This is a genomic window from Burkholderia sp. MBR-1 (assembly GCF_013822785.1).
Classification (GTDB): domain Bacteria; phylum Pseudomonadota; class Gammaproteobacteria; order Burkholderiales; family Burkholderiaceae; genus Burkholderia; species Burkholderia vietnamiensis.
On sequence record NZ_CP053609.1, the window covers coordinates 1,564,473 to 1,586,454 of the forward strand.

At 67.6% G+C, this 21,982-nt stretch carries 19 protein-coding genes, 1 tRNA gene and 2 pseudogenes; 15 read left to right on the forward strand and 7 right to left on the reverse strand.

The features are described from left to right. The first annotated feature begins 392 nt into the window (after positions 1 to 392). Together MBR110_RS07205 and MBR110_RS07210 are read left to right on the forward strand one after the other, a co-directional pair. Positions 393 to 1,373, forward strand: coding sequence for a hypothetical protein (locus MBR110_RS07205; protein WP_059735813.1), 981 nt, complete (start codon positions 393 to 395; stop codon positions 1,371 to 1,373). 31 nt (positions 1,374 to 1,404) lie between these two features. Next, a pseudogene (locus MBR110_RS07210) lies at positions 1,405 to 1,683 on the forward strand (FAD-binding domain-containing protein); the annotation flags it as partial. A gap of 76 nt (positions 1,684 to 1,759) precedes the next feature. Here MBR110_RS07210 and MBR110_RS32065 read toward each other — a convergent pair. The 3 genes from MBR110_RS32065 to MBR110_RS07220 form a co-directional block, all read right to left on the reverse strand. Further along, positions 1,760 to 1,882: a hypothetical protein gene (locus tag MBR110_RS32065; RefSeq protein ID WP_014723320.1), complete on the reverse strand. Its 123-nt coding sequence runs from the start codon at positions 1,880 to 1,882 to the stop codon at positions 1,760 to 1,762. Then, the gene (locus MBR110_RS07215) at positions 1,873 to 3,105 is read right to left on the reverse strand and encodes an MFS transporter (protein ID WP_181709239.1); all 1,233 of its coding nucleotides are present in this window, start codon (positions 3,103 to 3,105) and stop codon (positions 1,873 to 1,875) included. The genes MBR110_RS32065 and MBR110_RS07215 overlap by 10 nt, the downstream gene beginning before the upstream one ends. Positions 3,106 to 3,581: 476 nt before the next feature. Then, positions 3,582 to 4,523 carry a LysR substrate-binding domain-containing protein gene (locus MBR110_RS07220; RefSeq protein ID WP_059475959.1) on the reverse strand — a complete coding sequence of 314 codons (942 nt, stop codon included), beginning with the start codon at positions 4,521 to 4,523 and terminating at the stop codon, positions 3,582 to 3,584. Positions 4,524 to 4,643: 120 nt separating this feature from the next. Between MBR110_RS07220 and MBR110_RS07225 the strand changes: the two genes are divergently transcribed. Both MBR110_RS07225 and MBR110_RS07230 read left to right on the forward strand, forming a co-directional pair. Next, a complete protein-coding gene (locus MBR110_RS07225; protein WP_181709240.1) occupies positions 4,644 to 5,693 on the forward strand; it encodes an alpha/beta hydrolase family protein in 1,050 nt (349 codons plus the stop codon). A 160-nt stretch (positions 5,694 to 5,853) separates the two neighbouring features. Then, positions 5,854 to 6,657: a 4'-phosphopantetheinyl transferase family protein gene (locus tag MBR110_RS07230; protein WP_011885454.1), complete on the forward strand. Its 804-nt coding sequence runs from the start codon at positions 5,854 to 5,856 to the stop codon at positions 6,655 to 6,657. Here the strand turns inward: MBR110_RS07230 and MBR110_RS07235 are convergent. Continuing rightward, positions 6,629 to 7,258: pseudogene (locus MBR110_RS07235) on the reverse strand (transporter substrate-binding domain-containing protein); the annotation flags it as partial. The gene MBR110_RS07230 and the pseudogene MBR110_RS07235 overlap by 29 nt on opposite strands. Positions 7,259 to 7,410: 152 nt before the next feature. Between MBR110_RS07235 and hutH the strand changes: the two are divergent. The 10 genes from hutH to MBR110_RS07285 all read left to right on the forward strand — a co-directional run bounded on the left by hutH (position 7,411) and on the right by MBR110_RS07285 (position 18,298). Continuing rightward, positions 7,411 to 8,934 carry a histidine ammonia-lyase gene (gene hutH, locus MBR110_RS07240; protein WP_014723315.1) on the forward strand — a complete coding sequence of 508 codons (1,524 nt, stop codon included), beginning with the start codon at positions 7,411 to 7,413 and terminating at the stop codon, positions 8,932 to 8,934. Positions 8,935 to 8,938: 4 nt separating this feature from the next. Continuing rightward, positions 8,939 to 9,634 (forward strand): histidine utilization repressor, encoded by a 696-nt coding sequence (gene hutC / locus MBR110_RS07245; RefSeq protein ID WP_011885452.1) that lies wholly within the window; start codon positions 8,939 to 8,941, stop codon positions 9,632 to 9,634. A gap of 40 nt (positions 9,635 to 9,674) precedes the next feature. After that, positions 9,675 to 11,363, forward strand: coding sequence for a urocanate hydratase (gene hutU / locus MBR110_RS07250; protein WP_011885451.1), 1,689 nt, complete (start codon positions 9,675 to 9,677; stop codon positions 11,361 to 11,363). A gap of 2 nt (positions 11,364 to 11,365) precedes the next feature. Next, the gene (locus tag MBR110_RS07255) at positions 11,366 to 11,989 is read left to right on the forward strand and encodes a HutD/Ves family protein (protein WP_059580852.1); all 624 of its coding nucleotides are present in this window, start codon (positions 11,366 to 11,368) and stop codon (positions 11,987 to 11,989) included. Positions 11,990 to 11,993: 4 nt separating this feature from the next. Next, complete coding sequence (gene hutI / locus MBR110_RS07260; protein WP_059735809.1) at positions 11,994 to 13,217, forward strand: imidazolonepropionase; 1,224 nt, start codon at positions 11,994 to 11,996, stop codon at positions 13,215 to 13,217. A 23-nt stretch (positions 13,218 to 13,240) separates the two neighbouring features. Continuing rightward, entirely contained in the window at positions 13,241 to 14,617 is a 1,377-nt protein-coding gene (locus tag MBR110_RS07265; RefSeq protein WP_046428789.1) for a formimidoylglutamate deiminase, read from the forward strand. 58 nt (positions 14,618 to 14,675) lie between these two features. After that, positions 14,676 to 15,476, forward strand: a complete 801-nt coding sequence (hutG, locus tag MBR110_RS07270; RefSeq protein WP_045578947.1) for an N-formylglutamate deformylase — start codon at positions 14,676 to 14,678, stop codon at positions 15,474 to 15,476. Between the two features lie 272 nt (positions 15,477 to 15,748). Further along, positions 15,749 to 15,973 (forward strand): hypothetical protein, encoded by a 225-nt coding sequence (locus MBR110_RS07275; RefSeq protein WP_080938748.1) that lies wholly within the window; start codon positions 15,749 to 15,751, stop codon positions 15,971 to 15,973. A gap of 144 nt (positions 15,974 to 16,117) precedes the next feature. Then, positions 16,118 to 16,948, forward strand: a complete 831-nt coding sequence (locus MBR110_RS07280; protein ID WP_034194584.1) for a gamma-glutamyl-gamma-aminobutyrate hydrolase family protein — start codon at positions 16,118 to 16,120, stop codon at positions 16,946 to 16,948. Between the two features lie 12 nt (positions 16,949 to 16,960). Next, a complete protein-coding gene (locus MBR110_RS07285) occupies positions 16,961 to 18,298 on the forward strand; it encodes a glutamine synthetase family protein (protein WP_034194568.1) in 1,338 nt (445 codons plus the stop codon). 352 nt (positions 18,299 to 18,650) lie between these two features. Here MBR110_RS07285 and MBR110_RS07290 read toward each other — a convergent pair whose 3' ends face one another. After that, on the reverse strand, positions 18,651 to 20,549 hold the full coding sequence (locus tag MBR110_RS07290) for a DUF262 domain-containing protein (RefSeq protein ID WP_041493861.1): 1,899 nt from the start codon (positions 20,547 to 20,549) through the stop codon (positions 18,651 to 18,653). A gap of 494 nt (positions 20,550 to 21,043) precedes the next feature. Between MBR110_RS07290 and MBR110_RS07295 the strand changes: the two genes are divergently transcribed. Beyond that, positions 21,044 to 21,388: a hypothetical protein gene (locus MBR110_RS07295; protein WP_041493860.1), complete on the forward strand. Its 345-nt coding sequence runs from the start codon at positions 21,044 to 21,046 to the stop codon at positions 21,386 to 21,388. Positions 21,389 to 21,433: 45 nt separating this feature from the next. Here the strand turns inward: MBR110_RS07295 and MBR110_RS07300 are convergent. Both MBR110_RS07300 and MBR110_RS07305 read right to left on the reverse strand, forming a co-directional pair. Further along, positions 21,434 to 21,508, reverse strand: a tRNA-Val gene (locus tag MBR110_RS07300). A 196-nt stretch (positions 21,509 to 21,704) separates the two neighbouring features. Then, a complete protein-coding gene (locus MBR110_RS07305) occupies positions 21,705 to 21,980 on the reverse strand; it encodes an oxidative damage protection protein (RefSeq protein WP_006478357.1) in 276 nt (91 codons plus the stop codon). Positions 21,981 to 21,982: the final 2 nt, after the last annotated feature.

Consider the following 21,982-nt stretch of genomic DNA (forward strand, 5'->3'; position numbering starts at 1 on the left):
CGGGACGGCCGGTGCGCAGGCGGCGCGGGCGGGCAGAGCGGGCGAGGTCAAGGAGTCTCCAGTCGGGCGACGCGCGGGGCGAAGGCCTTGGGTGGCGTCAGCGGTGGTGTATCGAGTAGCGGACGGGTATTTGTGGTATGTCGTCGTATGACATGGTACGACGTTGACTTCGAGGTGGCGTCACGGGTTTACCCGAGAGGCCGCGGCGAAGGTCGCCCCCGCGCAGCTTTTCGGCGTACCCACAAGCGGTTGCGGCAAAATACGCGCCGCAACCGCGCGCCATCGGCGGCGCTATTGCGCGGCGCGGTTCGCGTGCCGGAAGATGATGGGCAAGGAGCGACGCGCCATGCGAACGCCAGCGATTTCACGCGCCGACGAAGGGACAACGGATCATGCAGGAACAACGACAGGGGCGGCACTTCTTCGCGTTCAACGGCGACGCGGATGGCTTGTGCGCGCTGCAACAACTGCGGCTCGCGGAGGGCGAGTGCGGCACGCTCGTGACCGGCGTGAAGCGCGACATCAGGCTGCTCGAGCGCATCGACGCGCGGGCGGGCGACTGCGTGACCGTGCTCGACGTGTCGCACGACCAGAACCGCGACGCCTGCGCACGGTTGCTGCGCGACGGCGCGGCGGTGCGCTATTTCGATCATCACTTCGCGGGCGAACTGCCCGGCGCGCCGCATTTCGACGCCCATATCGACACGTCGGCCGACGTATGCACGAGCGCGCTCGTGAACCGCTACCTCGCCGGGCGGTACGTGCGCTGGGCGATCGTCGCCGCGTTCGGCGACGAACTGCCGGCGCTCGGCTGCGCGCTCGCGCGCGACTGCGGGATCGACGAAGCCGACCGCCGCACGCTCGCCGAGCTGGGGCTGTACCTGAACTACAACGCGTACGGCGACTGCGTCGACGATCTGCATTTCGATCCGGCCGCGCTGGCCGATGCGATGCTGCCGTGTGTCGATCCGCTCGAATTCGTGCGCGACACGGCGGTGTTCGCGGCGCTGCGCGACGGCTATCGCGACGACATGGCGCGCGCCCGCGCGCTCGTGCCGCTGCGCGACGTGCCGGGCGCCACCGTGATCCGGATGCCCGCTCAGCCCTGGGCGCGCCGCGCCACCGGGATGCTTGCCAACGAGCGGATGCGCCATGCACCGCATGCGGCGCTTGCGGTGCTGTCGCCGTGTGCGCAGGGCGGGCTGGTGGTCAGCGTGCGCGTGCCCGACGGCCGGCCGCTCGGCGCCGACGACTTCTGTCGCGCGTTCCCGACCGGCGGCGGACGCAAGCGCGCGGCGGGCATCAACTACCTGCTGGAAGCCGAGTTCGACGCGTTCGTCGAGCGCTTCGAAGCGGCGTTTCGCCTCGACTGACCGACGCGCGCGACGCGCATGTGACGCTCATGTGACACGCCCGCGGCGGCCGGCGAACAATCCGGCGCACTGGCAGTGGATGGACGGCTGCGGCACGGACGCCGCGCCGTACTTCCGCATCTTCAACCGGGCCACGCAGGGGCGGAAGTTCGATTCGCAAGGTGCCTGCGTGCGCCGTTGGGCGCCGGAACTCGCGGGCCTCGACGCGGCGACGCGCCATGCGCCATGGCACGCGTCGCTGCTCGCGCGCGTGGCGGCCGGTGTGCGGCTCGGCGTCGACTATCCGGCGCCGATCGTCGATCACGACGACGCGCGTCGCCAGCGCTCGATGCCTCGCCACGTTGCGGAAGCCGCGTTAAGCGCTGCACACACGCCGGCTTGCCACATCAGTTGCACGACGCCGCGCGCTCGAGCAGCGCGAGCGCGACGCCCGCGTCGAAGTAGGCCGCGCCGCACCACGCGACGAACGCGAGCACGCCTGCGGCCAAGGCCGCGCGCATCATGCCCATGCGGCCCCGCGCGGCGCGGCGCGCACGATGCGCGCATCGTCGATCGGCAGGTGCAGCAGCGCGGCCAGCACGCCGAGCGCGATCGAGCCGATCCACAGCGGCAGGTACGAGTGCGTCGCGTCGTACACGCGTGCGCCGAGCCATACGCCGAAGAAGCTGCCGAGCTGGTGGCCGAAGAACACGAAGCCGAACAACGTCCCGATGTAGCGCACGCCGAACACCTGCGAGATCATGCCATTCGTCAGCGGCACGGTGCCGAGCCACGTGAACCCCATCACGGCCGCGAACACGTAGACGCTCGCGGGCGACAACGGCGCCGCGACGAACACGGTCATCACCAATGCGCGCACGAGATACAGCACCGCCAGCAGATACTTGCGCCGCAGCAGCCCGCCGAGATGACCGCACGCGTACGTGCCGGCCACGTTGGTCAGCGCGATCAGCGCGAGCGCGACGCTCGCGTGCCGCGCCGGCAGGCCGTGATCGAGCAGGTAGGCGGGCAGGTGGGTCGCGATGAACGCGAGCTGGAAGCCGCAGGCGAAGAATCCGATGTTCAGCAGCCAGAAGCCGCGGTGCGCGAATGCCTCGCGCAGCGCCGCGCCGATCGACTGGTCGGCGCCGTGCGCTCGTGCGGCGGCCGCTGCGGGCCGGTCGCGCACCAGCACGGCGAGCGGTGCGAGCAATGCCGCGACGAGCGCGAGCGCGACGAATGCATGCTGCCAGCCGATCCCGCCGATCAGCACCTGCGCGACCGGCACCATGCAGAACTGTCCGAGCCCGCCGATCGCGCCGGCGACGCCGAGCGCCCAGCCGCGCTGCTCGGGCGCAAACAGCCGGCTGAGCGCGCCGTAGATCGACGCGAACGCCGAGCCCGACAGCGCGATGCCGATCACGAGCCCGGCGCCCACGGTGAAGGTGCCGGTCGATGCGGCCAGCGCCATCGTGACGAGCCCGGCCGCATACAGCAGCATCCCGACGACGATCACGCGCACCGACCCGAAGCGGTCGGCAATCATTCCGGTGAACGGTTGCGCGACGCCCCAGACCAGGTTCTGCAGCGCGAGCGCCAGGCCGAACGCTTCGCGCGACCAGCCGTGCTCGAGCGTCACCGGCGTGAAGAACAGCCCCTGCACGTGGCGGATGCCGAGCGCGGCGCCCATGATCAGGCCGCCCGCGAGCACCGGCAGCCAGCGGCGGCGAGTGTCTTGTTCGATCGGGGTCATGCGTGTCTCCGGATGAAGGCGTGCGGCGCGACGGCCGCGTTCGAACCGATTAGACGATCGCGCCGCGTCGTCGCTCAAGCGATCATTCGGTCGGATTCGCATGCGTGACGGGAATGTGAGTCCGGGCGGCTACGGGCACGCCGGGCGCGGCGATGCAAACCCGGCCGGGGCGAAGGCGGTCGGCCTCGGCGATGCAAACGCGGACGGGGCGCAAGCGGTCGGCGTGTAATCGGATCGACGTGAGAGGAGGGTGAGCCGGTTCGGCTGCAAGTGCGCCGCGCGCGGAGGTGCAAGCGGGACAGGCCGACAGCACTCGGCGCGAAGCGGATCAACGTGACGGGAATGCGAGCCGATGCGACTGAGCTGAGCGCGGCGATGCAGACGGGACAGGCCGCAAGCGTTCCGCGCGCAGCAACTCAACGCGGCGCGCGCCAACGATGGGGCGGCGTGCCCCGGCTTGCTGCCCGCCGCCGCGATCACCCCTGCGCGACGTCGTACGCGCGCATCGCCTCCGCGCAGTCGGCGGCTTCCGCGAGAATCCAGTCGCGTACGTCGGCCACTTCGTGGCGCGGCGCCGCATCGTGCCGGAACAACCAGTAGCCATACGCATTCGAGCGCACGTGCGAGTGCGGGCCGACCACCGCGAGGCGGCCGTCGGCGAGCATCGGCGCGACGAGCGCGAGCCGTCCGAGCGCGATGCCCTGGCCCGCGATCGCCGCGTGGATCACCTGATCGTACTGGTTGAAGCGCAGCACGCCCTTCGGCCGCGCGTCGTCGAGGCCCGCCGCGTGCAGGTGCGCGCGCCACTGCAGCTGCGTCTGCGGCGGCCCGTCGAATTCGAGCAGCACGTGGTCGGCGATCGCCGCAGCATCGGCGACGGGACGCGCGGCGAGCGCCGGGTGCGCGACTGGCACGACGATCTCGTCGAACAGATGCAGCGCGCCGGCCGGCGCGCGCTCGCGCGGGCAGTAGCGGATGCCGAGGTCGATGCCTTCCGCACGCAAATCGAGTACCTTGTCGTTCGCGGCCACGCGCAAGTCGATGTCGGGCAGGCGCGCCTGCAGGCGGCCCAGCCGCGGCAGCAGCCACAGCGCCGTCACGCCGATGCTCGCGGTGATCGTCACGGGCTGGCGCTCGCGCGCGGCGGCGAGCGCGGCGACGGTGTCCTGCAGGCTGAGCAGCGCGGCGTCCGCGACGCGGAACAGTCGCTCGCCCTCGGGCGTGAACGCGATCTTGCGATAGCCGCGCTGCAGCAGTGCGACGCCGAGATGCGCTTCGAGCGCATGCACCTGGCGGCTGACCGCCGACTGCGTGACACAGAGATCCTGCGCGGCGAGCGTGATGCTCATGCGGCGGCCGACGGCGACGAAGCCGCGCACGAGGTCGAGCGACGGGAGGCGGACGAGCGGCGTTGACATGCGTATGGCTCATGCGAACGGAGCAGCAAGATTGGTTGAGAACGCCGCAAGCGTCAAGTTCAATGGAAGCCGGTCGAGCAGATGGAGCGCCGCCGCATCCGCGGCGGCACAGGAGACGGGATGACGAATTCGAACCACGCACGCGAGGCCGTGCACGACGCCGCGCCGGCCGACGAGCGTACGGCCGATGCGCTGCCGCCGCAGGCCGTGACGCTGACCGCCGCCGACGGCTACACGCTGCGCGCGCACGTGTGGCGGCATCGCGGCGGCGCGAGCGCCGGCCGGCCGGTGACGGTCGTCAATTGCGCCACGTCGGTGCGCTGCGACTATTACTTCCGCTTCGCCGCGTGGCTGTTCGCGCATGGCCGCGAGGTACTCGTCTACGACTACCGCGGGATCGGCGGGTCGCGCCCCGCGCGGCTCGCGACGCTGCGCGCGAACTGGCTCGACTGGGGGCGGCTCGATTGCGAGGCCGCGTTGCAGTACGCGCGCGATGCGTTTCCCGGCCAGCCGGTCGACGTCGTCGCACACAGCATCGGCGGCTGCGTGCTCGGGCTCGCGGCGTCGAACGCAACGGTGCGTCGCGTGGTGACGGTCGGCGCGCAGTACGCGTACTGGCGCGACTATCGGCAGCAGCAGCGGCGCCGCATGTGGTGGAAGTGGCACGTCGCGATGCCGGCGCTCGCCGCGGTGTTCGGCTACGTGCCCGCGAAGCGGCTCGGCTGGATGGAAGACACGCCGCGCGGCGTCGCGCTGTCGTGGGTGCGCTCGCAGGCCCGCTTCGAAGACGCATACACGCGCGGCCCGCTCGCCGAGTCCGCCGCGAGCCGCGCCGCGCTGCCCGGCCGCTTCGCACGGCTGTCGGCGCCGATGCTGGCGATCGGACTCGACGACGACGCATTCGGCACGATCGACGCGATCGAACGGCTGGCCGGCTACTACACCGGCAGCGACGTCACGCATCTGCGGCTTGCGCCGCACGACATCGGCGTCGCCGAGATCGGGCACTTCGCGTTCTTCCACAGCCGCTTCGCCGACACGCTGTGGCCGCTCGCGCTGCACTGGCTGCAGCACGGCGCGTTGCCGGCCGATGCGCCGGGCCGCGTCCACGCACGCCGTCGCGCGACGGTCGCGGCAAGCGGCATGCCGGGCGCCGCGGCGCAGGGGTGACGCGCCACGCACTTGCAGCCGCGCGACGCCATCGCCCCAAGCCCGCGATATGCACACGATATGAACCCAATACGCCCGCGACCGGGCGCGCACCGTGACGATGTTCGAGCGCGCATTCGATTAACATCGGACGTTTGATTCGACCACCCCCTACGTGCCGATGTCCTGTTCGCCCGCTTCCGCCTCCGCCTCCGACTCCGCCCCCGATGCCGATCCGTGCCGCGCGTGGCGCGTGCAGATGCTCGATCTGCCGCCGGCCGCAGCGCATGCCGGCGTGCGCGTCGCGCGCGTCGATTTCGACTGGCGCGTGCCGCTCGCGTCGCCCGCTTACGCGGCATTGAGCGACGTCGAGCGTGCGCGCGCCGCGCGCTATCTGCGCCACGAGGACACGATACGCAGCGCGTCGACGCGTGCCGCGCTGCGCGACGTGCTCGGCGCGGCGCTCGGCATCGCGCCGCGCGAGGTCGCGCTCGTCGTCGACGCGTCGGGCCGGCCGTCGCTGGACCCCGTGCATCGCGCCGCGCTCGACTTCAACGTGTCGCACGCGGGCGCGCACGCGCTGATCGCGTGGGCCGTGGCGCGCCGGGTGGGGGTCGACATCGAAAGCTGCAAACGCCCGGCCGACTGGCGCGCGTTGACGGCCGAAGTCTGCGCGCCGGCCGAAGCCGCCTACCTCGACGGCCTGCCGCTCGCCGCGCGCGCCGACGCCTTCATGCGCGTATGGTGCGCGAAGGAGGCGTTGCTGAAGGCATTGGGCACCGGCATCGTCGGCGGACTGCGCGCGTTCGCGGTCGTGCCGCCCCACGACCCGGTGACGCCAGCCACCACCATCGTCGAGCCTGCTGCGCCTGCTGCCGGCGTGGCGGCGTTCGACGCCGGCTGGTTCGACGCGGCGCCCGGCTATGTGGCGTGCGTCGCGTGGGCGCGCCGAGCCGAGGACGCTCCGTCGAGCGGCGCCGCGTAGCGCGGATCGCGTCGCTCATCGGGAAGTCGCAAGCGAGTCCGTTCGGCGGCATCGGCTTCGTGAATCACTTGTCGTACGGCCCACGATCTCGCCGATCTCGCCGCGCTTCATCAGCGGCACGAGTACGCCGTCGACGAGCGCGTTGAACGGCGGATCGTCCTTGCGCAGCATGAAACCGTACGCTTGCGCTGACTGCTGCGTGCCGACGATCGCCCAGTCGGCCGGCTTCGCCGCGAGCTGGCGCACGCCGGCGAGCAGCACGTCGTCCATCATCTACGCGACCGCGCGGCCCGATTCGAGCGCGAGGCTCACTTCGCCGTAATCCTTCGCGCTGATGATCTGCGCGTTCATCCTCCTTTCCTCGTTCATCTTGCGCAGCAGCCGCTCGGCCGTCGCGCCCTGATTCCTCACGACCGTCTTGCCGGCGAGCTCGGCGAAGTCGCGGATACCGGCGCGCGTGAGCACGCCGCTCGCCGCGACGAAGAAGGTGATCGAGAACGCGACCTGCGCATGACGGGCGGCGAAGTGTGGTCGTGACGCCGCTTTCGAGGTCGACGGTGCCGTTCCGCACGAGCGGAATGCGGTTCCGCGACGCCGCCGGCGTCATTTCACCGAGGCGCCGCCGCGCTCAGGCCGGCCGTGTCGCGCCTCAGGGAAACTCCCGAGCCGGAATTATGAAATTCGGGTTGTCTAGACAAGTCGCGATCGCTACACTTCAATCCATCCCGAACTTGTCTAGACAGGATTGCACCCATGATTACGTTGACCCCCGGCCACCTGACCCTCCCGCAACTGCGCCGGATCGCACGCGAGTCCGTGCAGTTGCAGCTCGATCCCGCGAGCTTCGCGAAGATCGACGCGGGTGCGAAGGCCGTCGCCGACATCGCGGCGAAGGGCGAGCCCGCGTACGGCATCAACACGGGCTTCGGCCGGCTGGCCAGCACGCACATCCCGCACGACCAGCTCGAGCTGCTGCAGAAGAACCTGGTGCTGTCGCATGCGGTCGGCGTGGGCGAGCCGATGGCGCGCTCGTCGGTGCGGCTGCTGATGGCGCTGAAGCTGTCGAGCCTCGGCCGCGGTCATTCGGGCATCCGTCGCGAGGTGATGGACGCGCTGATCACGCTGTTCAACGCCGACGTGCTGCCGCTGATCCCGGTGAAGGGGTCGGTCGGCGCATCGGGCGATCTCGCGCCGCTCGCGCACATGTCGGCCGTGCTGCTCGGCGTCGGCGAAGTGTTCATCCGCGGCGAACGCGCGAGCGCGCTCGACGGGCTGCGCGTCGCGGGCCTCGCGCCGCTGACGCTGCAGGCGAAGGAAGGCCTGGCGCTGCTGAACGGCACGCAGGCGTCCACCGCGCTCGCGCTCGACAACATGTTCGCGATCGAAGACCTGTACCGCACCGCGCTGGTCGCGGGCGCGCTGTCGGTCGACGCGGCCGCCGGCTCGGTGAAGCCGTTCGACGCGCGCATCCACGAGCTGCGCGGCCATCGCGGCCAGATCGACGCGGCCGCGTCGTACCGCGAGCTGCTCGAAGGCTCGCCGATCAACCAGTCGCATCGCGATTGCGACAAGGTGCAGGACCCGTACAGCCTGCGCTGCCAGCCGCAGGTGATGGGCGCGTGCCTGGACCAGATGCGCCACGCGGCCGACGTGCTGCTGGTCGAGGCGAACGCGGTGTCGGACAACCCGCTGATCTTCCCGGATACCGGCGAAGTGCTGTCGGGCGGCAACTTCCACGCGGAGCCGGTCGCGTTCGCCGCCGACAACCTCGCGCTCGCGGCCGCGGAAATCGGCGCGCTCGCCGAGCGCCGCATCGCGCTGCTGATCGACGCGACGCTGTCGGGCCTGCCGCCGTTCCTCGTGAAGGACGGCGGCGTGAATTCGGGCTTCATGATCGCCCACGTGACGGCTGCCGCGCTCGCGTCGGAGAACAAGACGCTCGCGCACCCGGCGTCGGTCGATTCGCTGCCGACTTCCGCGAACCAGGAGGACCACGTGTCGATGGCGACGTTCGCCGCGCGCAAGCTCGCCGACATCGCCGACAACACCAAGCACATCCTCGCGATCGAGCTGCTGGCCGCCGCCCAGGGCGTCGACCTGCGCGCGCCGCATCACACGAGCCCGAAGCTCGCGCCGGTGATGGAGACGATCCGCAGCAAGGTCGCGCACTACGAGCTCGATCACTACTTCGCGCCGGACATCGCGGTGATCGCGCAGCTCGTCGGCGAGCGCGCGTTCGCGAAGATCGCACCGTTCTCGTTCGCCTCGGAACAGTGAGTCGATGAGCGCGCCGGTCTACCAGGAGATCAAGGATTTCATCCTGGGTCGCATTCACGCCGGCGAGTGGGCGGAGGGCGATCAGGTGCCCTCCGAGAACGAACTGGCCCGCGAGTTCAAGGTGGCGCGCATGACCGTCAACCGGGCGCTGCGCGAGCTGGCGGCCGAGCAGGTGCTCACGCGCATGAAGGGCGCGGGCACCTATGTCGCGCGGCCGAAGTACGAGTCGACGCTGGTGGCGATCCGCAGCATCTCGGAGGAGGTCGGCGCGCGCGGGCATGCGTATCGCGCGAGCGTGCTCGGCCTCGATACGGTGCGCGCCGACGAGGCGCTCGCCGACGAGATGCAGGTGGCCGTGCGCGCCAGGCTGTTTCATTCGCAGGTGCTGCACTTCGAGAACGACGAGCCGGTGCAGCTCGAAGAGCGGTGGGTGAATCCGGCGGTCGCGCCGGATTACGCCAAGCAGGATTTCACGAACACGACGCCGAACCAGTACCTGATGCGCGCGGCGCCGCTGCTGCGCGTCGAGTACCGGATCGAGGCGGCGGCGCCCGGCGCCGAGTTGCGCGAGCAGCTGCGGATGGACGACGTCGAGCCGTGTCTGGTTTTACATCGGCGCACGTGGTCGCAGGGCGTGGTCGCATCGGTCGCGAATCTGTGGCACCCCGGCAGCCGTTATCGCTTCACCGGGCATTTCTGATTCCCCCATTGATATTCATTTTCCTTCGGGAGCAGTCGTCATGAACCATCCGAAACACATCGATCCCCGTCTCGATCCGACCCGCACGATCCGCGCGCCGCGCGGCAGCGAGAAGGTCTGCAAGACCTGGCTGGCCGAAGCGGCCTACCGGATGATCCAGAACAACCTCGATCCCGAAGTCGCCGAGCATCCGCATGCGCTCGTCGTCTACGGCGGCATCGGGCGCGCTGCGCGCAACTGGGAATGCTACGACCAGATCCTCGCGTCGCTGAAGGATCTGAATGAAGACGAAACGCTGCTCGTGCAGTCGGGCAAGCCGGTCGGCGTGTTCCGCACGCACAAGGATGCGCCGCGCGTGCTGCTCGCCAATTCGAACCTCGTGCCGCACTGGGCCACCTGGGACCACTTCAACGAGCTCGACCGCAAGGGCCTGATGATGTACGGCCAGATGACGGCCGGCAGCTGGATCTACATCGGCAGCCAGGGGATCGTGCAGGGTACCTACGAAACCTTCTTCTCGGTCGCGAACCAGCACTTCAACGGCGACCCGTCGGGCCGCTGGATCCTCACCGGCGGCCTCGGCGGGATGGGCGGCGCGCAGCCGCTCGCGGCGACGATGGCCGGCTTCTCGATGATCGCGGTCGAATGCGACGAGACGCGGATCGACTTCCGTCTGAAGACGCGTTACGTCGACAAGAAGGCGACGACGCTCGACGAAGCGCTCGGCATGCTCGACGAAGCGAAGCGCACCGGCAAGCCGGTGTCGGTCGGCCTGCTCGGCAACGCGGCCGACGTGTTCACCGAATGCGTCGCGCGCGGCATCACGCCGGATTGCGTGACCGACCAGACGAGCGCGCACGATCCGATCAACGGCTACCTGCCGCAGGGCTGGAGCGTCGCGCAATGGCGCGAGACGCAGAAGGTCGATCCGCAGAGCATCGTGAAGGCGGCGAAGCAGTCGATGGCCGTCCAGGTGCGCGCGATGCTGACGCTGCAGGAGCGCGGCGCGGCCACGCTCGACTACGGCAACAACATCCGCCAGATGGCGCTGGACATGGGCGTCGAGAACGCGTTCGACTTCCCGGGCTTCGTGCCGGCCTATATCCGCCCGCTGTTCTGCGAAGGCAAGGGGCCGTTCCGCTGGGTCGCGCTGTCGGGCGATCCGGAGGACATCTACAAGACCGATCAGAAGGTGAAGGAGCTGATCCCCGACGATGCGCACCTGCACAACTGGCTCGACATGGCGCGCGAGCGCATCGCGTTCCAGGGCTTGCCGGCGCGGATCTGCTGGGTCGGCGTGAAGGACCGCTATCGCCTCGGCCAGGCGTTCAACGAGATGGTCAGGAACGGCGAGCTGAAGGCGCCGATCGTGATCGGCCGCGACCACCTCGACACCGGCTCGGTCGCGAGCCCGAACCGCGAGACCGAATCGATGAAGGACGGCTCGGATGCCGTGAGCGACTGGCCGCTGCTGAACGCGCTGCTGAACACCGCGGGCGGCGCGACCTGGGTGTCGCTGCACCACGGCGGCGGCGTCGGGATGGGCTTCTCGCAGCATGCGGGCGTCGTGATCGTCGCGGACGGCAGCGCCGACGCGCACGAGCGCCTCGGCCGCGTGCTGCTGAACGATCCGGCAACCGGCGTGATGCGCCATGCGGACGCCGGCTACGAACTCGCGCAGCAGACGGCCCGCGAAGTGGGCCTGAAGCTGCCGATGCTCGGCCGCTGAGCATGACGGCGCTCGACCAGGCGCCGGCCGACGCGCGGCCCGCCGTCGCGACGATCCGCGGCGCGGCGCTCGTCGCGTCGCCGTGGAAGAACGGCGGCGGCGTGACGCGCGAGATCGCGGCCTATCCGCCGGGCGCCGCGCTCGATGCGTTCGCGTGGCGCGTGAGCGTCGCGGACGTCGGCGCGGGCGGCCCGTTCTCGCGTTTCGACGGCGTCGACCGCACGCTCGTGCTGCTGTCGGGCGCGGGCATGACGCTGGCCGAAGCGGGCGGTGCGCGCCATGTGCTCGACACGCCGCTCGCGCGCGCGGACTTCGCCGGCGAAGCGGCCATCGACGCGACGCTGCACGCCGGCGCGACGCGCGACTTCAATCTGATGACGCGCCGCTCGGCCGCGCGCGCGACGCTCGCCGTGTGGCGCGCCGGCACGCATCGCGTCGAACCCGCCGACACCGTGCTGCTGTTCTGCGCGGCCGGCGCGCTCGACGTCGCGATCGGCGGCGCGCGCTACGCACTGCAGGAACTGGACACGCTGCGGCTCGACGCGCCGCAGCGTGCGTTTGACGTCGTGGTGAGCGCGGGCGGCGCGTTGCTCGCCGTGTCGCTCACCGTCGATGCACGAGACTGAACGCATGAAACCGACTGTCTGGCATCACCTGAGGCTGTGTGCGCACGGCCATCCCGACGAAACGATCGACGATGCGGCGATCGTCGTCGATGAAACCGGCACGATCCGGTGGCTCGGCGCGTTCTCCGCGCTGCCGCGCGACTATGCGCACTGGCAGCGCGAAGACCTGCACGGCGCGTGGGTGACGCCGGGCCTCGTCGACTGCCATACGCACCTCGTGTACGGCGGCACGCGCGCGGACGAATTCGCGCAGCGCCTCGCCGGCGTCAGCTACGAGGAGATCGCGCGGCAGGGCGGCGGGATCGTGTCGACCGTGCGCGCGACGCGCGCGGCCGACGAGACCGCGCTGTTCGTGCAGGCCGCCGCGCGTCTGCAGCCGCTGCTCGCCGAAGGCGTGACCGCGATCGAGATCAAGTCGGGCTACGGCCTCGATCTCGCGAGCGAGCGCAAGATGCTGCGCGTCGCGCGCCAGCTCGGCGAGCGTTTCCCCGTCGCCGTCTACACGACCTTCCTCGGCGCGCACGCGCTGCCGCCCGAATATGCGGGGCGCGCCGACGCATACATCGACCACGTGTGCGAACGGATGCTGCCGGCGCTCGCCGACGAAGGGCTGGTCGACGCGGTCGACGTGTTCTGCGAGCGCATCGGTTTTTCGCTCGCGCAGACCGAGCGCGTGTTCGACGCCGCGACGCGACGCGGGCTGCCGGTGAAGCTGCATGCGGAGCAGCTGTCGAACGCCGGCGGCACCGCGCTGGCCGCGCGCTATCGCGCGCTGTCGGCCGATCACCTCGAATTCCTCGACGAGGCCGGCGTCGCCGCGATGAAAGCGGCCGGCACGGTCGCCGTGCTGCTGCCCGGCGCGTATTACTTCATCCGCGAAACGCAGTTGCCGCCGCTCGAGCTGCTGCGCAAGCACGGCGTGCCGATTGCGCTCGCGACCGATCACAACCCCGGCACGTCGCCGCTCGAATCGTTGCTGCTGACCATGAACCTCGGCTGCACGCTGTTCCGGATGACCGTGCCGGAGGTGCTGCAGGGCGTGACGCGCCATGCGGCGGCGGCGCTCGGCCGCGCGGATCGGCATGGCGTGCTCGAGGCCGGACGCCCGGCCGATTTCGCGGTGTGGTCGATCGGCTCGCTGTCGGAGCTCGCGTACTGGATCGGCCGTCCGCTGTGCGAGCAGGTCGTGCGCGGCGGCGCGACGGTGTTTCGCCGGATCGACGGCTAGCCTTGCAACGGACCACATTGACGATGACCGAAACGACGTTGTTCGCGGACCATGCATACCTGCCCGACGGCTGGCGCCGCAACGTGCTGCTGCGCTGGGACGCCACCGGCACCCTGACCGGCGTGCGTGCCGATACCGACGCGCCGGCGGGCGCGGCGCGCGCGGCCGGGCCCGTGCTGCCCGGCATGCCGAACCTGCATTCGCACGCGTTCCAGCGCGCGATGGCGGGGCTCACCGAATACCGCGCGAATCCCGCCGACAGCTTCTGGAGCTGGCGCGACCTGATGTACCGCTTCGCGCTGAAGATCACGCCCGACGCGCTCGCGGCGATCGCGCGCTGGCTGTACGTCGAGATGCTCAAGTGCGGCTATACGTCGGTGTGCGAATTCCATTACGTGCACCACGCGCAGGACGGTTCGCGCTATCCGCAGATCGCGGAACTCGGCACGCGCGTGATCGACGCGGCGCGCGCGGCCGGCATCGGCATCACGATGCTGCCGGTGTCCTACCAGTTCGCCGGCTTCGGCAACAAGCCGCCGCGCGACGACCAGCGCCGCTTCATCAACACGCCGGACGGCCTGCTCGAACTGCTCGACACGATGCGTCGCGTCGCGCCCGAGCATGGCGGGCTGCGCTACGGCGTCGCGCCGCATTCGCTGCGCGCGGTGTCCGAGAACGGCCTGCGTGCGCTGCTCGACGGCGTGCCCGACGATGCGCCCGTGCATATCCACATCGCCGAGCAGACGGCCGAAGTCGACGACTGCGTGCGCGCGTACGGCGCGCGCCCGGTGCAATGGCTGCTCGATCGCTTCGACGTCGATGCGCGCTGGTGCGTCGTGCACGCTACGCACGTCGATGCAGCCGAGACGGCGGCGCTCGCGAAGCGGCGCGCGGTGGCGGGGCTGTGCCTCACTACCGAGGCGAATCTCGGCGACGGCGTGTTCCCGGCCGTCGACTATCTCGCGCAGGGCGGCGTGTTCGGCGTCGGCTCCGACAGTCACGCATCGGTCGACTGGCGCGCGGAGCTGCGCCTGCTCGAATACGGGCAGCGGCTCGTGCATCGCGCGCGCAACGTGCTCGCCAGCGACGCGCAGCCGCGCGTGGCCGACCGGCTGTTCGACGCGGCGCTCGCGGGCGGCGCGCAGGCGAGCGGGCGGCGCATCGGTGCGCTGCGCGAAGGCTGCCGCGCCGACTGGCTCGTGCTCGATCCCGCGCATCCGGCGATCGCCGAACACGACAGCGGCGCATGGCTGTCGGGCGCGGTGTTCGCCGAGCATGGCGACACGCCGGTGCTCGACGTGTATGCCGGCGGCGAGCGCGTCGTGAGCGGCCGCCGCCATCGCGACGAGGCCGAGGCCTATGCGGATTACCGCGCCGCGCTCGCGCAACTGCTGCGCTGATGCGCGACCCCGGCGCACGCCGCGCGCGTGCGCCGGCACACTTTTACGGTGAGGCGACATGACTGAACAACCGGCTGTATTCACGCTGAAGCAGGGCACGCTGCCGCTGCTGATCTCGATTCCGCATGCGGGCACCTACATCCCCGACGACATCGCCGCGACGATGACGCCGGACGCGCGCTTCGTCGACGATTGCGACTGGCACCTCGAGCGGCTGTACGGATTCGCCGCGCAGCTTGGCGCGTCGATCCTGGTGCCGTCGCATGCGCGCTACGTCGTCGACCTGAATCGTCCGCCCGACGACGAGAACCTCTACCCGGGGCAGGATACGACCGGGCTCGTGCCGGTCGACACCTTCGACAAGGCGCCGCTGTATCGGGCCGACACGCTGCCGGGCAGCGACGAGATCATGCGCCGTCGCGACCGCTACTGGCGTCCGTATCACGACGCGCTGCAACGCGAGATCGCACGGCTGAAGGGCGAGCACGGCCGCGTGCTCGTCTGGGAAGCGCATTCGATCCGCTCGCACGTGCCGCGCTTCTTCGAAGGCCGCTTGCCGGACTTCAACTTCGGCACGTCGAGCGGCGCGAGCGCGGCGCCTGGGCTCGCCGAGGCGCTCGCCGCCTGCGTGCACGCGCACGGCGGCTACACGGCGGTCGCGAACGGACGTTTCAAGGGCGGCTACATCACGCGTCACTACGGCGTACCGGCGAGCGGCGTAGAAGCCGTGCAGCTCGAGCTGTCGCAGATCACCTACATGGACGAGACGCGCCCGTATGCGTACGACGACGCGCGTGCCGCGCAGGTCGTGCCGTTGCTGCGCACGCTGGTGGAGACTGCGCTGGCGCATCGCGGATAGCGTGTCGCGGCGTGCGTCGTTGGATGGTGCTGCGGCGTGCCCGGTGTGTTGACGCGCCGCACAAAACGGCATCGACTGCGCCGGTCGATGCCGTTTTTTCATTCGTACGATGCGTGGAGCGACCGCCGAAAATTTGACGCAATTTTTGGGTGATATAAGCTGAATGTCAGGCAGTCGTCACGCGAGCCGGTGCGTTCAGCGTCACGCCGCATTGCCGCATTCGCTCGAACGCGACCCGTGTGCTGCCTCAATCAAGTCAGTCGAGTACGATCGTGAAAGCCGCCAGCCCATCGATACGCCGGACCCGAAGTCCGTCGGCGGGCGCGCCGCCTCAGGCCGGGTCGATCCGGCATGCTGAGCGCGGCACGCACGCCGATCTCCTGCATGCGCCTCGTCTTTTCGCCGCCTCCGACCGCGGCGTGCGCCGCTTCAACGTCGTCACCGCGCATGTGTTCAGCGCAGTGCAGTGCGACGGCAGCGCTTCATTGTTGCCCTAGCGTCCTTGTTTGTTTTCTCTTCGTGCCGCAGCGAGCGTTGCCGCGTCGCGCGCACGTGCGCGGCTGCGCGCGACGCAGCACCAGATGTCCATCGGCCGGTGCATGCGCATGCGCATGCATTGTGCGCTCGACGCGGAGGCGCTCATGCGCGCGCGGCCGATCGTAGCGGTCAGCGCCGACCGCGTGCTGCGCGGCGCACACCCGAACCACACGGCCGGCGAGAAATATCTGGTCGCGGTGGTCGACGGCGCCGGTGCGCTCGCGTTCGTGTTGCCGGCGCTGGGCGCGCGGCAGCCGGTCGACGCGATCGTCGCGTCGCTCGACGGGCTGCTGCTGACCGGCAGTCATTCGAACGTCGAGCCGCATCACTACGGCGGCCCGGCAAGCGCCGCTGACACGCTGCACGACGCCGCGCGCGACGCGACCGTGCTGCCGCTCGTGCGCGCGGCGATCGACGCCGGCGTGCCAGTGCTCGCGATCTGCCGTGGCATGCAGGAGCTGAACGTCGCGTATGGCGGCACGCTGCATCAGCGGCTGCATGCGAGCGTCGGGTTCCACGATCATCGCGAGCGCGACGGCGATCCGCTCGAGCGGCAATACGGCCCCGCACACCGCGTGCGATTCGCGCCGGGCGGCCTGCTGCAACGCATCGCGCGCGGTGCGCATGACGCAATGGTCAATTCGCTGCACGATCAGGGCATCGCGCGGCTCGGTGCGGGGCTCGCGGTCGAGGCGAGCGCGCCGGACGGGCTGATCGAGGCCGTGAGCGTGCGCGGCGCGCGCGCGTTCGCGCTGGGCGTGCAGTGGCATCCCGAATGGCGGTTCGCGGAACGGCCGCTTTCGCGCGACATCTTCGCGGCATTCGGCGCGGCGTGCCGCGCGCGCATGACGCATCGCCTTCATGCGGCCGGCGGCGCGATGCCGTCTCGGGAGGCGAGCGATATCGACACCGATACTGATACCGACACCGACTAAACGAGAACGATCATGCAATCCGAACTGAGCGAATTCCTGCGTCAGCACCGCATCACCGAGGTCGAGGCGATCATTCCGGACATGGCCGGCATCGCGCGCGGCAAGATCATTCCGCGCAACAAGTTCGAATCCGGCGAGTCGATGCGGCTGCCGCAGGCCGTGATGGTGCAGACGGTCACGGGCGATTATCCGGAGGACGGCTCGCTGACCGGCGTGACCGATCCCGACATGGTGTGCGTGCCCGATCCGTCGACGATCTGCCTGATTCCGTGGGCCGTCGATCCGACCGCGCAGGTGATCCACGACTGCGTGCACTTCGACGGCTCGCCGGTCGAGATCTCGCCGCGCTATGTGCTGCGGCGCGTGCTGGATCTCTACGAGGCGAGGGGCTGGAAGCCGGTGGTCGCGCCGGAGCTGGAGTTCTATCTGGTCGACATGAACGCCGATCCCGACTTGCCGTTGCGGCCGCCGGTCGGCCGCACGGGGCGCGCGGAGACGGGGCGTCAGTCGTATTCGATCGAGGCGGTCAACGAGTTCGATCCGCTGTTCGAGGACATCTACGAATACTGCGAGATGCAGGGGCTCGACATCGAGACGCTGATTCACGAAGTGGGCGCCGCGCAGATGGAGATCAACTTCATGCACGGCGACGCGCTGTCGCTTGCGGATCAAGTGTTCCTGTTCAAGCGCACGGTGCGCGAGGCCGCGTTGCGCCACAACATGTACGCGACGTTCATGGCCAAGCCGATGGAAGACGAGCCGGGCTCGGCGATGCACATTCACCAGAGCCTCGCCGATGCGCGCACCGGCCGCAACCTGTTCGCCGACGAAGGCGGCGACGTGTCGCCGATGTTCCAGAGCTATCTCGCCGGGCTGCAGAAGTACACGCCGGCGCTGATGCCGATCTTCGCGCCGTACATCAACTCGTATCGCCGGCTGTCGCGCTTCATGGCCGCGCCGATCAACGTGCAGTGGGGCTACGACAACCGCACGGTCGGCTTTCGCATTCCGCAGTCGGCGCCTGCGGCGCGGCGCATCGAGAACCGGATTCCGGGCGTCGACTGCAACCCGTACCTCGCGTTCGCGGCGACGCTCGCGGCCGGTTATCTCGGTCTCACGCAGCAGCTCGCGCCGACCGAGCCGATCGCTTCGGATGGCTACGACCTGCCGTATCAACTGCCGCGCAATCTCGAGGAGGGCATCTCGCTGATGGCCGCCTGCACGCCGCTCGCCGGCATTCTCGGCGACAAGTTCGTGAAGGCGTATCTGGCGTTGAAGGAGACGGAGTACGAGGCGTTCTTCCGCGTGATCAGTTCGTGGGAGCGCCGTCATTTGCTGCTTCATGTGTGAGGGGCGCGAGGGGAAAGGGGAGTCGATAGGATCGAACGGAGCGCGGCCAGCGCCGGCGCAGCGATGGGCTGGTTCGGGCGCGGCGACGAATGGTTCACTCAGCTACATTCCGCCTCCGGACCGGACTTGCTCGCGATGGCTAAGGCGTGGCGTCGGGCCATGTGTGGATGAGCGGGGCGGCATTCCTGAACGCGTCGCGGGGGCGATACGCGCGTTGATTCGACGACGGCTCGGCGCGAAATCTGCGCGTTTGCTCAACGATGGTCGAGGAGCAGATGGACTGCTCCTCATCTCTTCCGCTTGCAGATGTGGTTGCCGCGTTGTGCGCTGAGTTCGAGTCACAGTTAGCGGTTCATTCCGCTTCTGCCGGCACTGCGATCAGATGCGGTTCGGCGCGCGGCCATATCTTGAGTGCTCGCTCAAGAAGTTCGTGCCCGCGCTGTTCGATAGTAGCCTCGTCCCAGCTATCGTATTGCGATAGTCTCCCGTTGATCGGTAGGACGGAGTTGGCCAGAATGCCAGCGCGTTTTTCTACCCAAGCGCCGTGCTTTATCGCGCTATTGAGGCTGCCGGTGATTAGCGTGAGATTCCCAAACGTGTGTATCAAATTGTCTCGACGTTTACTTGCCAAAATTTCGGGCGTTTCTTCGTCACGAAGCCAGGCATCCTTAACGCCCTGTAACCCGTTTTGAAGCGGCCAGTGCTCGATCCAGCTTTGCGGCATCACATGCTCAATCGTGACTTGACTGTCGAATTTAATAACTTCAGTTTTTGCCGATCGATAGGTTTCGCTCACCCGAGCTAGGATGTAGGTGAGACGTCGGTTGTTGAGCACGTTATAAATGTCGCTGCTCATCCAGGCGCGAGCAAATACCTCGTCACTTAACCATTGGTCGGTTGCACTGCGGAGGGATGAAAGATAATCATACACGACTTTGGCGGTGGGGCCACTTTCGCGAATGGCACGGGTCAAGCCCATGAAAATACGGTTGTATGCTTTCGTTTCCGCGCCGCACACTGCGCGTCGGATCAGATAGCTTTCCAACATTTCTGCCGCACGCAACACTTCAACATCTGTGGCGCCTCGATCGAACATGGCAAGCAGCGGCGGATAGACCGTGCTCACGTCGAATACGTCAAGAAAGTGTGCAAGTTTGCTGAACGTCTGGTCATCACTGTCCGGTGCAATTCGTCTATACGAATCCCGCTGATTAACAAGCGCTATCAGTTCATCTTCGACCGTCAAAAATGGCTTGTCACGTTCGATCCAGTATTTATACTCAACAAAAAGATGTTTAATGGGAATGTCGCGCGCCTGTTTGCTGGCGAGGAAGTGCTGCATGAACAGGTCGCTACGCGGCCGCTTGAGACGGCCCTGTGTTACCTCTTCTCGCCAAAAAATCTGATCGAACCCTGCCCAATATTGTTCATAAAGTTTCTCTTGGGCCTCTTCTTGGCGAGCCGCGCGCAGAAAGATGTAGTTACGCAGCAAGTCTGCCGGCAGAAGGGGTTCGCCGCGCGCGTTGAGAGTCTCAAAGATAACTTGAGCATCATCTTCGCGATCAAGATCGATGGCCACGACTTTGAGGGCGGTTTTCAGTGCCTCGAAGCACTCTTCGACACGATCGGCAAGCGGCATATTCTCGGCGACCGCAGGTATCCCCTCGGAGCCTTTGAAAAATTCGGCGAGCTGGTCATAGAAGAACAGATATGCCTCGACCATTCTGGGGCGAGGTAAGGGCTTGCGGGCGTACTTCTCGCGAATCAGCGGATAGGCAGCTTCCAGTGCTGCCTTTGATCCAGCCAAAATCACGGATGTGAACTGAGCTCGATCGGAGAGTGTTGGCCAAACCTTGAAACGTTCAACTTCCGACTCTGCCATGCGCCCTTTATTCGTGACGTAGGCATCGCACTCTTCGGCGAAGTCATCCAAGCCTTCGGCACGGCAAAAGTCCCGGAATGCCGCGAGGAAAATTTGAAATGTAGTGAGTCGCTGCTGTCCGTCGATGACGCTACGTCGCTCGACTTTGCCAGTTTGCGTCTGCTTTTGGTCGATAACCATCGCTCCAAGGAAGTGAACCGGAGCATCTTTTCTATCTTCGATGAACTCGGAGAACTTGCGGGCAATGTCTTCCCAAAGCGGTTCCCATTGATGTTCCCGTCGCCAGACGTATTGGCGTTGAAAAGTGGGAATCTCTAGGCGCATCTTTTTCTCGAAGATATCGAGCAACGTTATTGCGTTGGCATCCATTGGATAGGTCTCTTCTTGCTCTTAGGGTGTGGCTTCGTTTGGTCGCCGCCATGATACCAACCTCCGTTCACACGTGCGCTCGCAGCCCTTCATTTGCCTGATGGTCATCTACTTCGGGTAGTAGCTGATTCGCCGCGCCTAGGCTTCATCAACCGCTCGGTCAGGTTTGCGGTGCCAATAGGTCGCTTTTTGGGCGACTCGGCGCGGATGCTTGGCCCCGTTTCGACAAATGAAGAGCGAAGACGGATTGCTTTTGCGGCGGTTGCTCGTATCGTTCGGCCAGAGTTGAGTGGTCACTGGTAGGTCGTCACCAAGAGCACTCATAGCACCGTGAAAGGTTGATGTAACGAGGAGCACCGCAATCGCCCTCAATCGGGGCGATTTTTTAATGCCGCTCTCGCGTTAGGCCGCGTAGCGATGGACTCGGCTGGTAGTTGATATTAGTTCCCGCATTCGGACTACACCCGGCCTTTGCCAAATGAAGAAGGAAAATCATGGCTGACCTCAATGCCGCGTTTATCGCGTTGCTCGGAGTGCTCGTTGGCGGGTACCGGATCAGCAGTTTGCTCAACGGCGTTTTGCTGGATTCGGTCGGCCTCGAGAACGACCCGGCCAGCATTTCGGATTCGATGCGGGCAGCCCGGGCCTCAGCCTCTTTGCGACTGATGAAGGTTTTGGTTAGTGGGGGGATCCCTGACGACGGACGATCGCCTGAAATTGGCAGTCGCCGCGTTTGCGAATGGTTGGCACCAGACACCTCGAAGAAGAAGTGTGACAAGAACGTGCCAACAATCCGGTTGGGCGAGAGGACACTTGACGAACAATTCGCCAAGTGCTGACCCGGAAAGCAAGAAGGGCCGGCGATTGCCGGCCCTTCGAATCTTTGGTGGGCGGTACTGGGATCGAACCAGTGACCCCTGCCGTGTGAAGGCAGTGCTCTACCGCTGAGCTAACCGCCCAAAGAAGCTGAAATTATGTCAGAGCTTTTTCGCTTCGTAAAGTACTTTCTTCAAATATTTTTACGGGCCGCAGCGAACGGACCGCGCGCAAGCACCGCACCGCTCGCACATCCCCAAAAGCAAACGGCACCGCGCGATGCACGGTGCCGTCCGTTCGACATCGCGCCGCGACGCCCCCGTCGCAACGCGCATCGCGTCAGCCTTCGGTCGGCGGCACGTAGCCGGACGCCTGGTCCGCGCCGTCGCCGAAGAAATACTTCTCGGTCTGCTTCATCAGGTACTGACGCGCGCGCGGGTCGGCCATGTTCAGGCGGTTCTCGTTGATCAGCATCGTCTGCTGCTTGAGCCAGCCTTGCCATGCTTCCTTCGAGACGCTTTCGTAAATGCGCTTGCCGAGCTCGCCCGGCAGCGGCGGGAAATCGAGACCTTCGGCTTCCTTGCCGAGCTTCGCGCATTGGATCATTCGAGCCATCG

Bases quoted from the DNA above. Each gene is read 5' to 3' on its own strand.
- MBR110_RS07205 (WP_059735813.1), top strand. From the start codon at position 393: ATGCAGGAACAACGACAGGGGCGGCACTTCTTCGCGTTCAACGGCGAC.
- MBR110_RS32065 (WP_014723320.1), bottom strand. From the start codon at position 1,882: ATGGGCATGATGCGCGCGGCCTTGGCCGCAGGCGTGCTCGCGTTCGTC.
- MBR110_RS07215 (WP_181709239.1), bottom strand. From the start codon at position 3,105: ATGACCCCGATCGAACAAGACACTCGCCGCCGCTGGCTGCCGGTGCTC.
- MBR110_RS07220 (WP_059475959.1), bottom strand. From the start codon at position 4,523: ATGTCAACGCCGCTCGTCCGCCTCCCGTCGCTCGACCTCGTGCGCGGC.
- MBR110_RS07225 (WP_181709240.1), top strand. From the start codon at position 4,644: ATGACGAATTCGAACCACGCACGCGAGGCCGTGCACGACGCCGCGCCG.
- MBR110_RS07230 (WP_011885454.1), top strand. From the start codon at position 5,854: ATGTCCTGTTCGCCCGCTTCCGCCTCCGCCTCCGACTCCGCCCCCGAT.
- hutH (WP_014723315.1), top strand. From the start codon at position 7,411: ATGATTACGTTGACCCCCGGCCACCTGACCCTCCCGCAACTGCGCCGG.
- hutC (WP_011885452.1), top strand. From the start codon at position 8,939: ATGAGCGCGCCGGTCTACCAGGAGATCAAGGATTTCATCCTGGGTCGC.
- hutU (WP_011885451.1), top strand. From the start codon at position 9,675: ATGAACCATCCGAAACACATCGATCCCCGTCTCGATCCGACCCGCACG.
- MBR110_RS07255 (WP_059580852.1), top strand. From the start codon at position 11,366: ATGACGGCGCTCGACCAGGCGCCGGCCGACGCGCGGCCCGCCGTCGCG.
- hutI (WP_059735809.1), top strand. From the start codon at position 11,994: ATGAAACCGACTGTCTGGCATCACCTGAGGCTGTGTGCGCACGGCCAT.
- MBR110_RS07265 (WP_046428789.1), top strand. From the start codon at position 13,241: ATGACCGAAACGACGTTGTTCGCGGACCATGCATACCTGCCCGACGGC.
- hutG (WP_045578947.1), top strand. From the start codon at position 14,676: ATGACTGAACAACCGGCTGTATTCACGCTGAAGCAGGGCACGCTGCCG.
- MBR110_RS07280 (WP_034194584.1), top strand. From the start codon at position 16,118: ATGCGCGCGCGGCCGATCGTAGCGGTCAGCGCCGACCGCGTGCTGCGC.
- MBR110_RS07285 (WP_034194568.1), top strand. From the start codon at position 16,961: ATGCAATCCGAACTGAGCGAATTCCTGCGTCAGCACCGCATCACCGAG.
- MBR110_RS07290 (WP_041493861.1), bottom strand. From the start codon at position 20,549: ATGGATGCCAACGCAATAACGTTGCTCGATATCTTCGAGAAAAAGATG.
- MBR110_RS07295 (WP_041493860.1), top strand. From the start codon at position 21,044: ATGGCTGACCTCAATGCCGCGTTTATCGCGTTGCTCGGAGTGCTCGTT.
- MBR110_RS07305 (WP_006478357.1), bottom strand. From the start codon at position 21,980: ATGGCTCGAATGATCCAATGCGCGAAGCTCGGCAAGGAAGCCGAAGGT.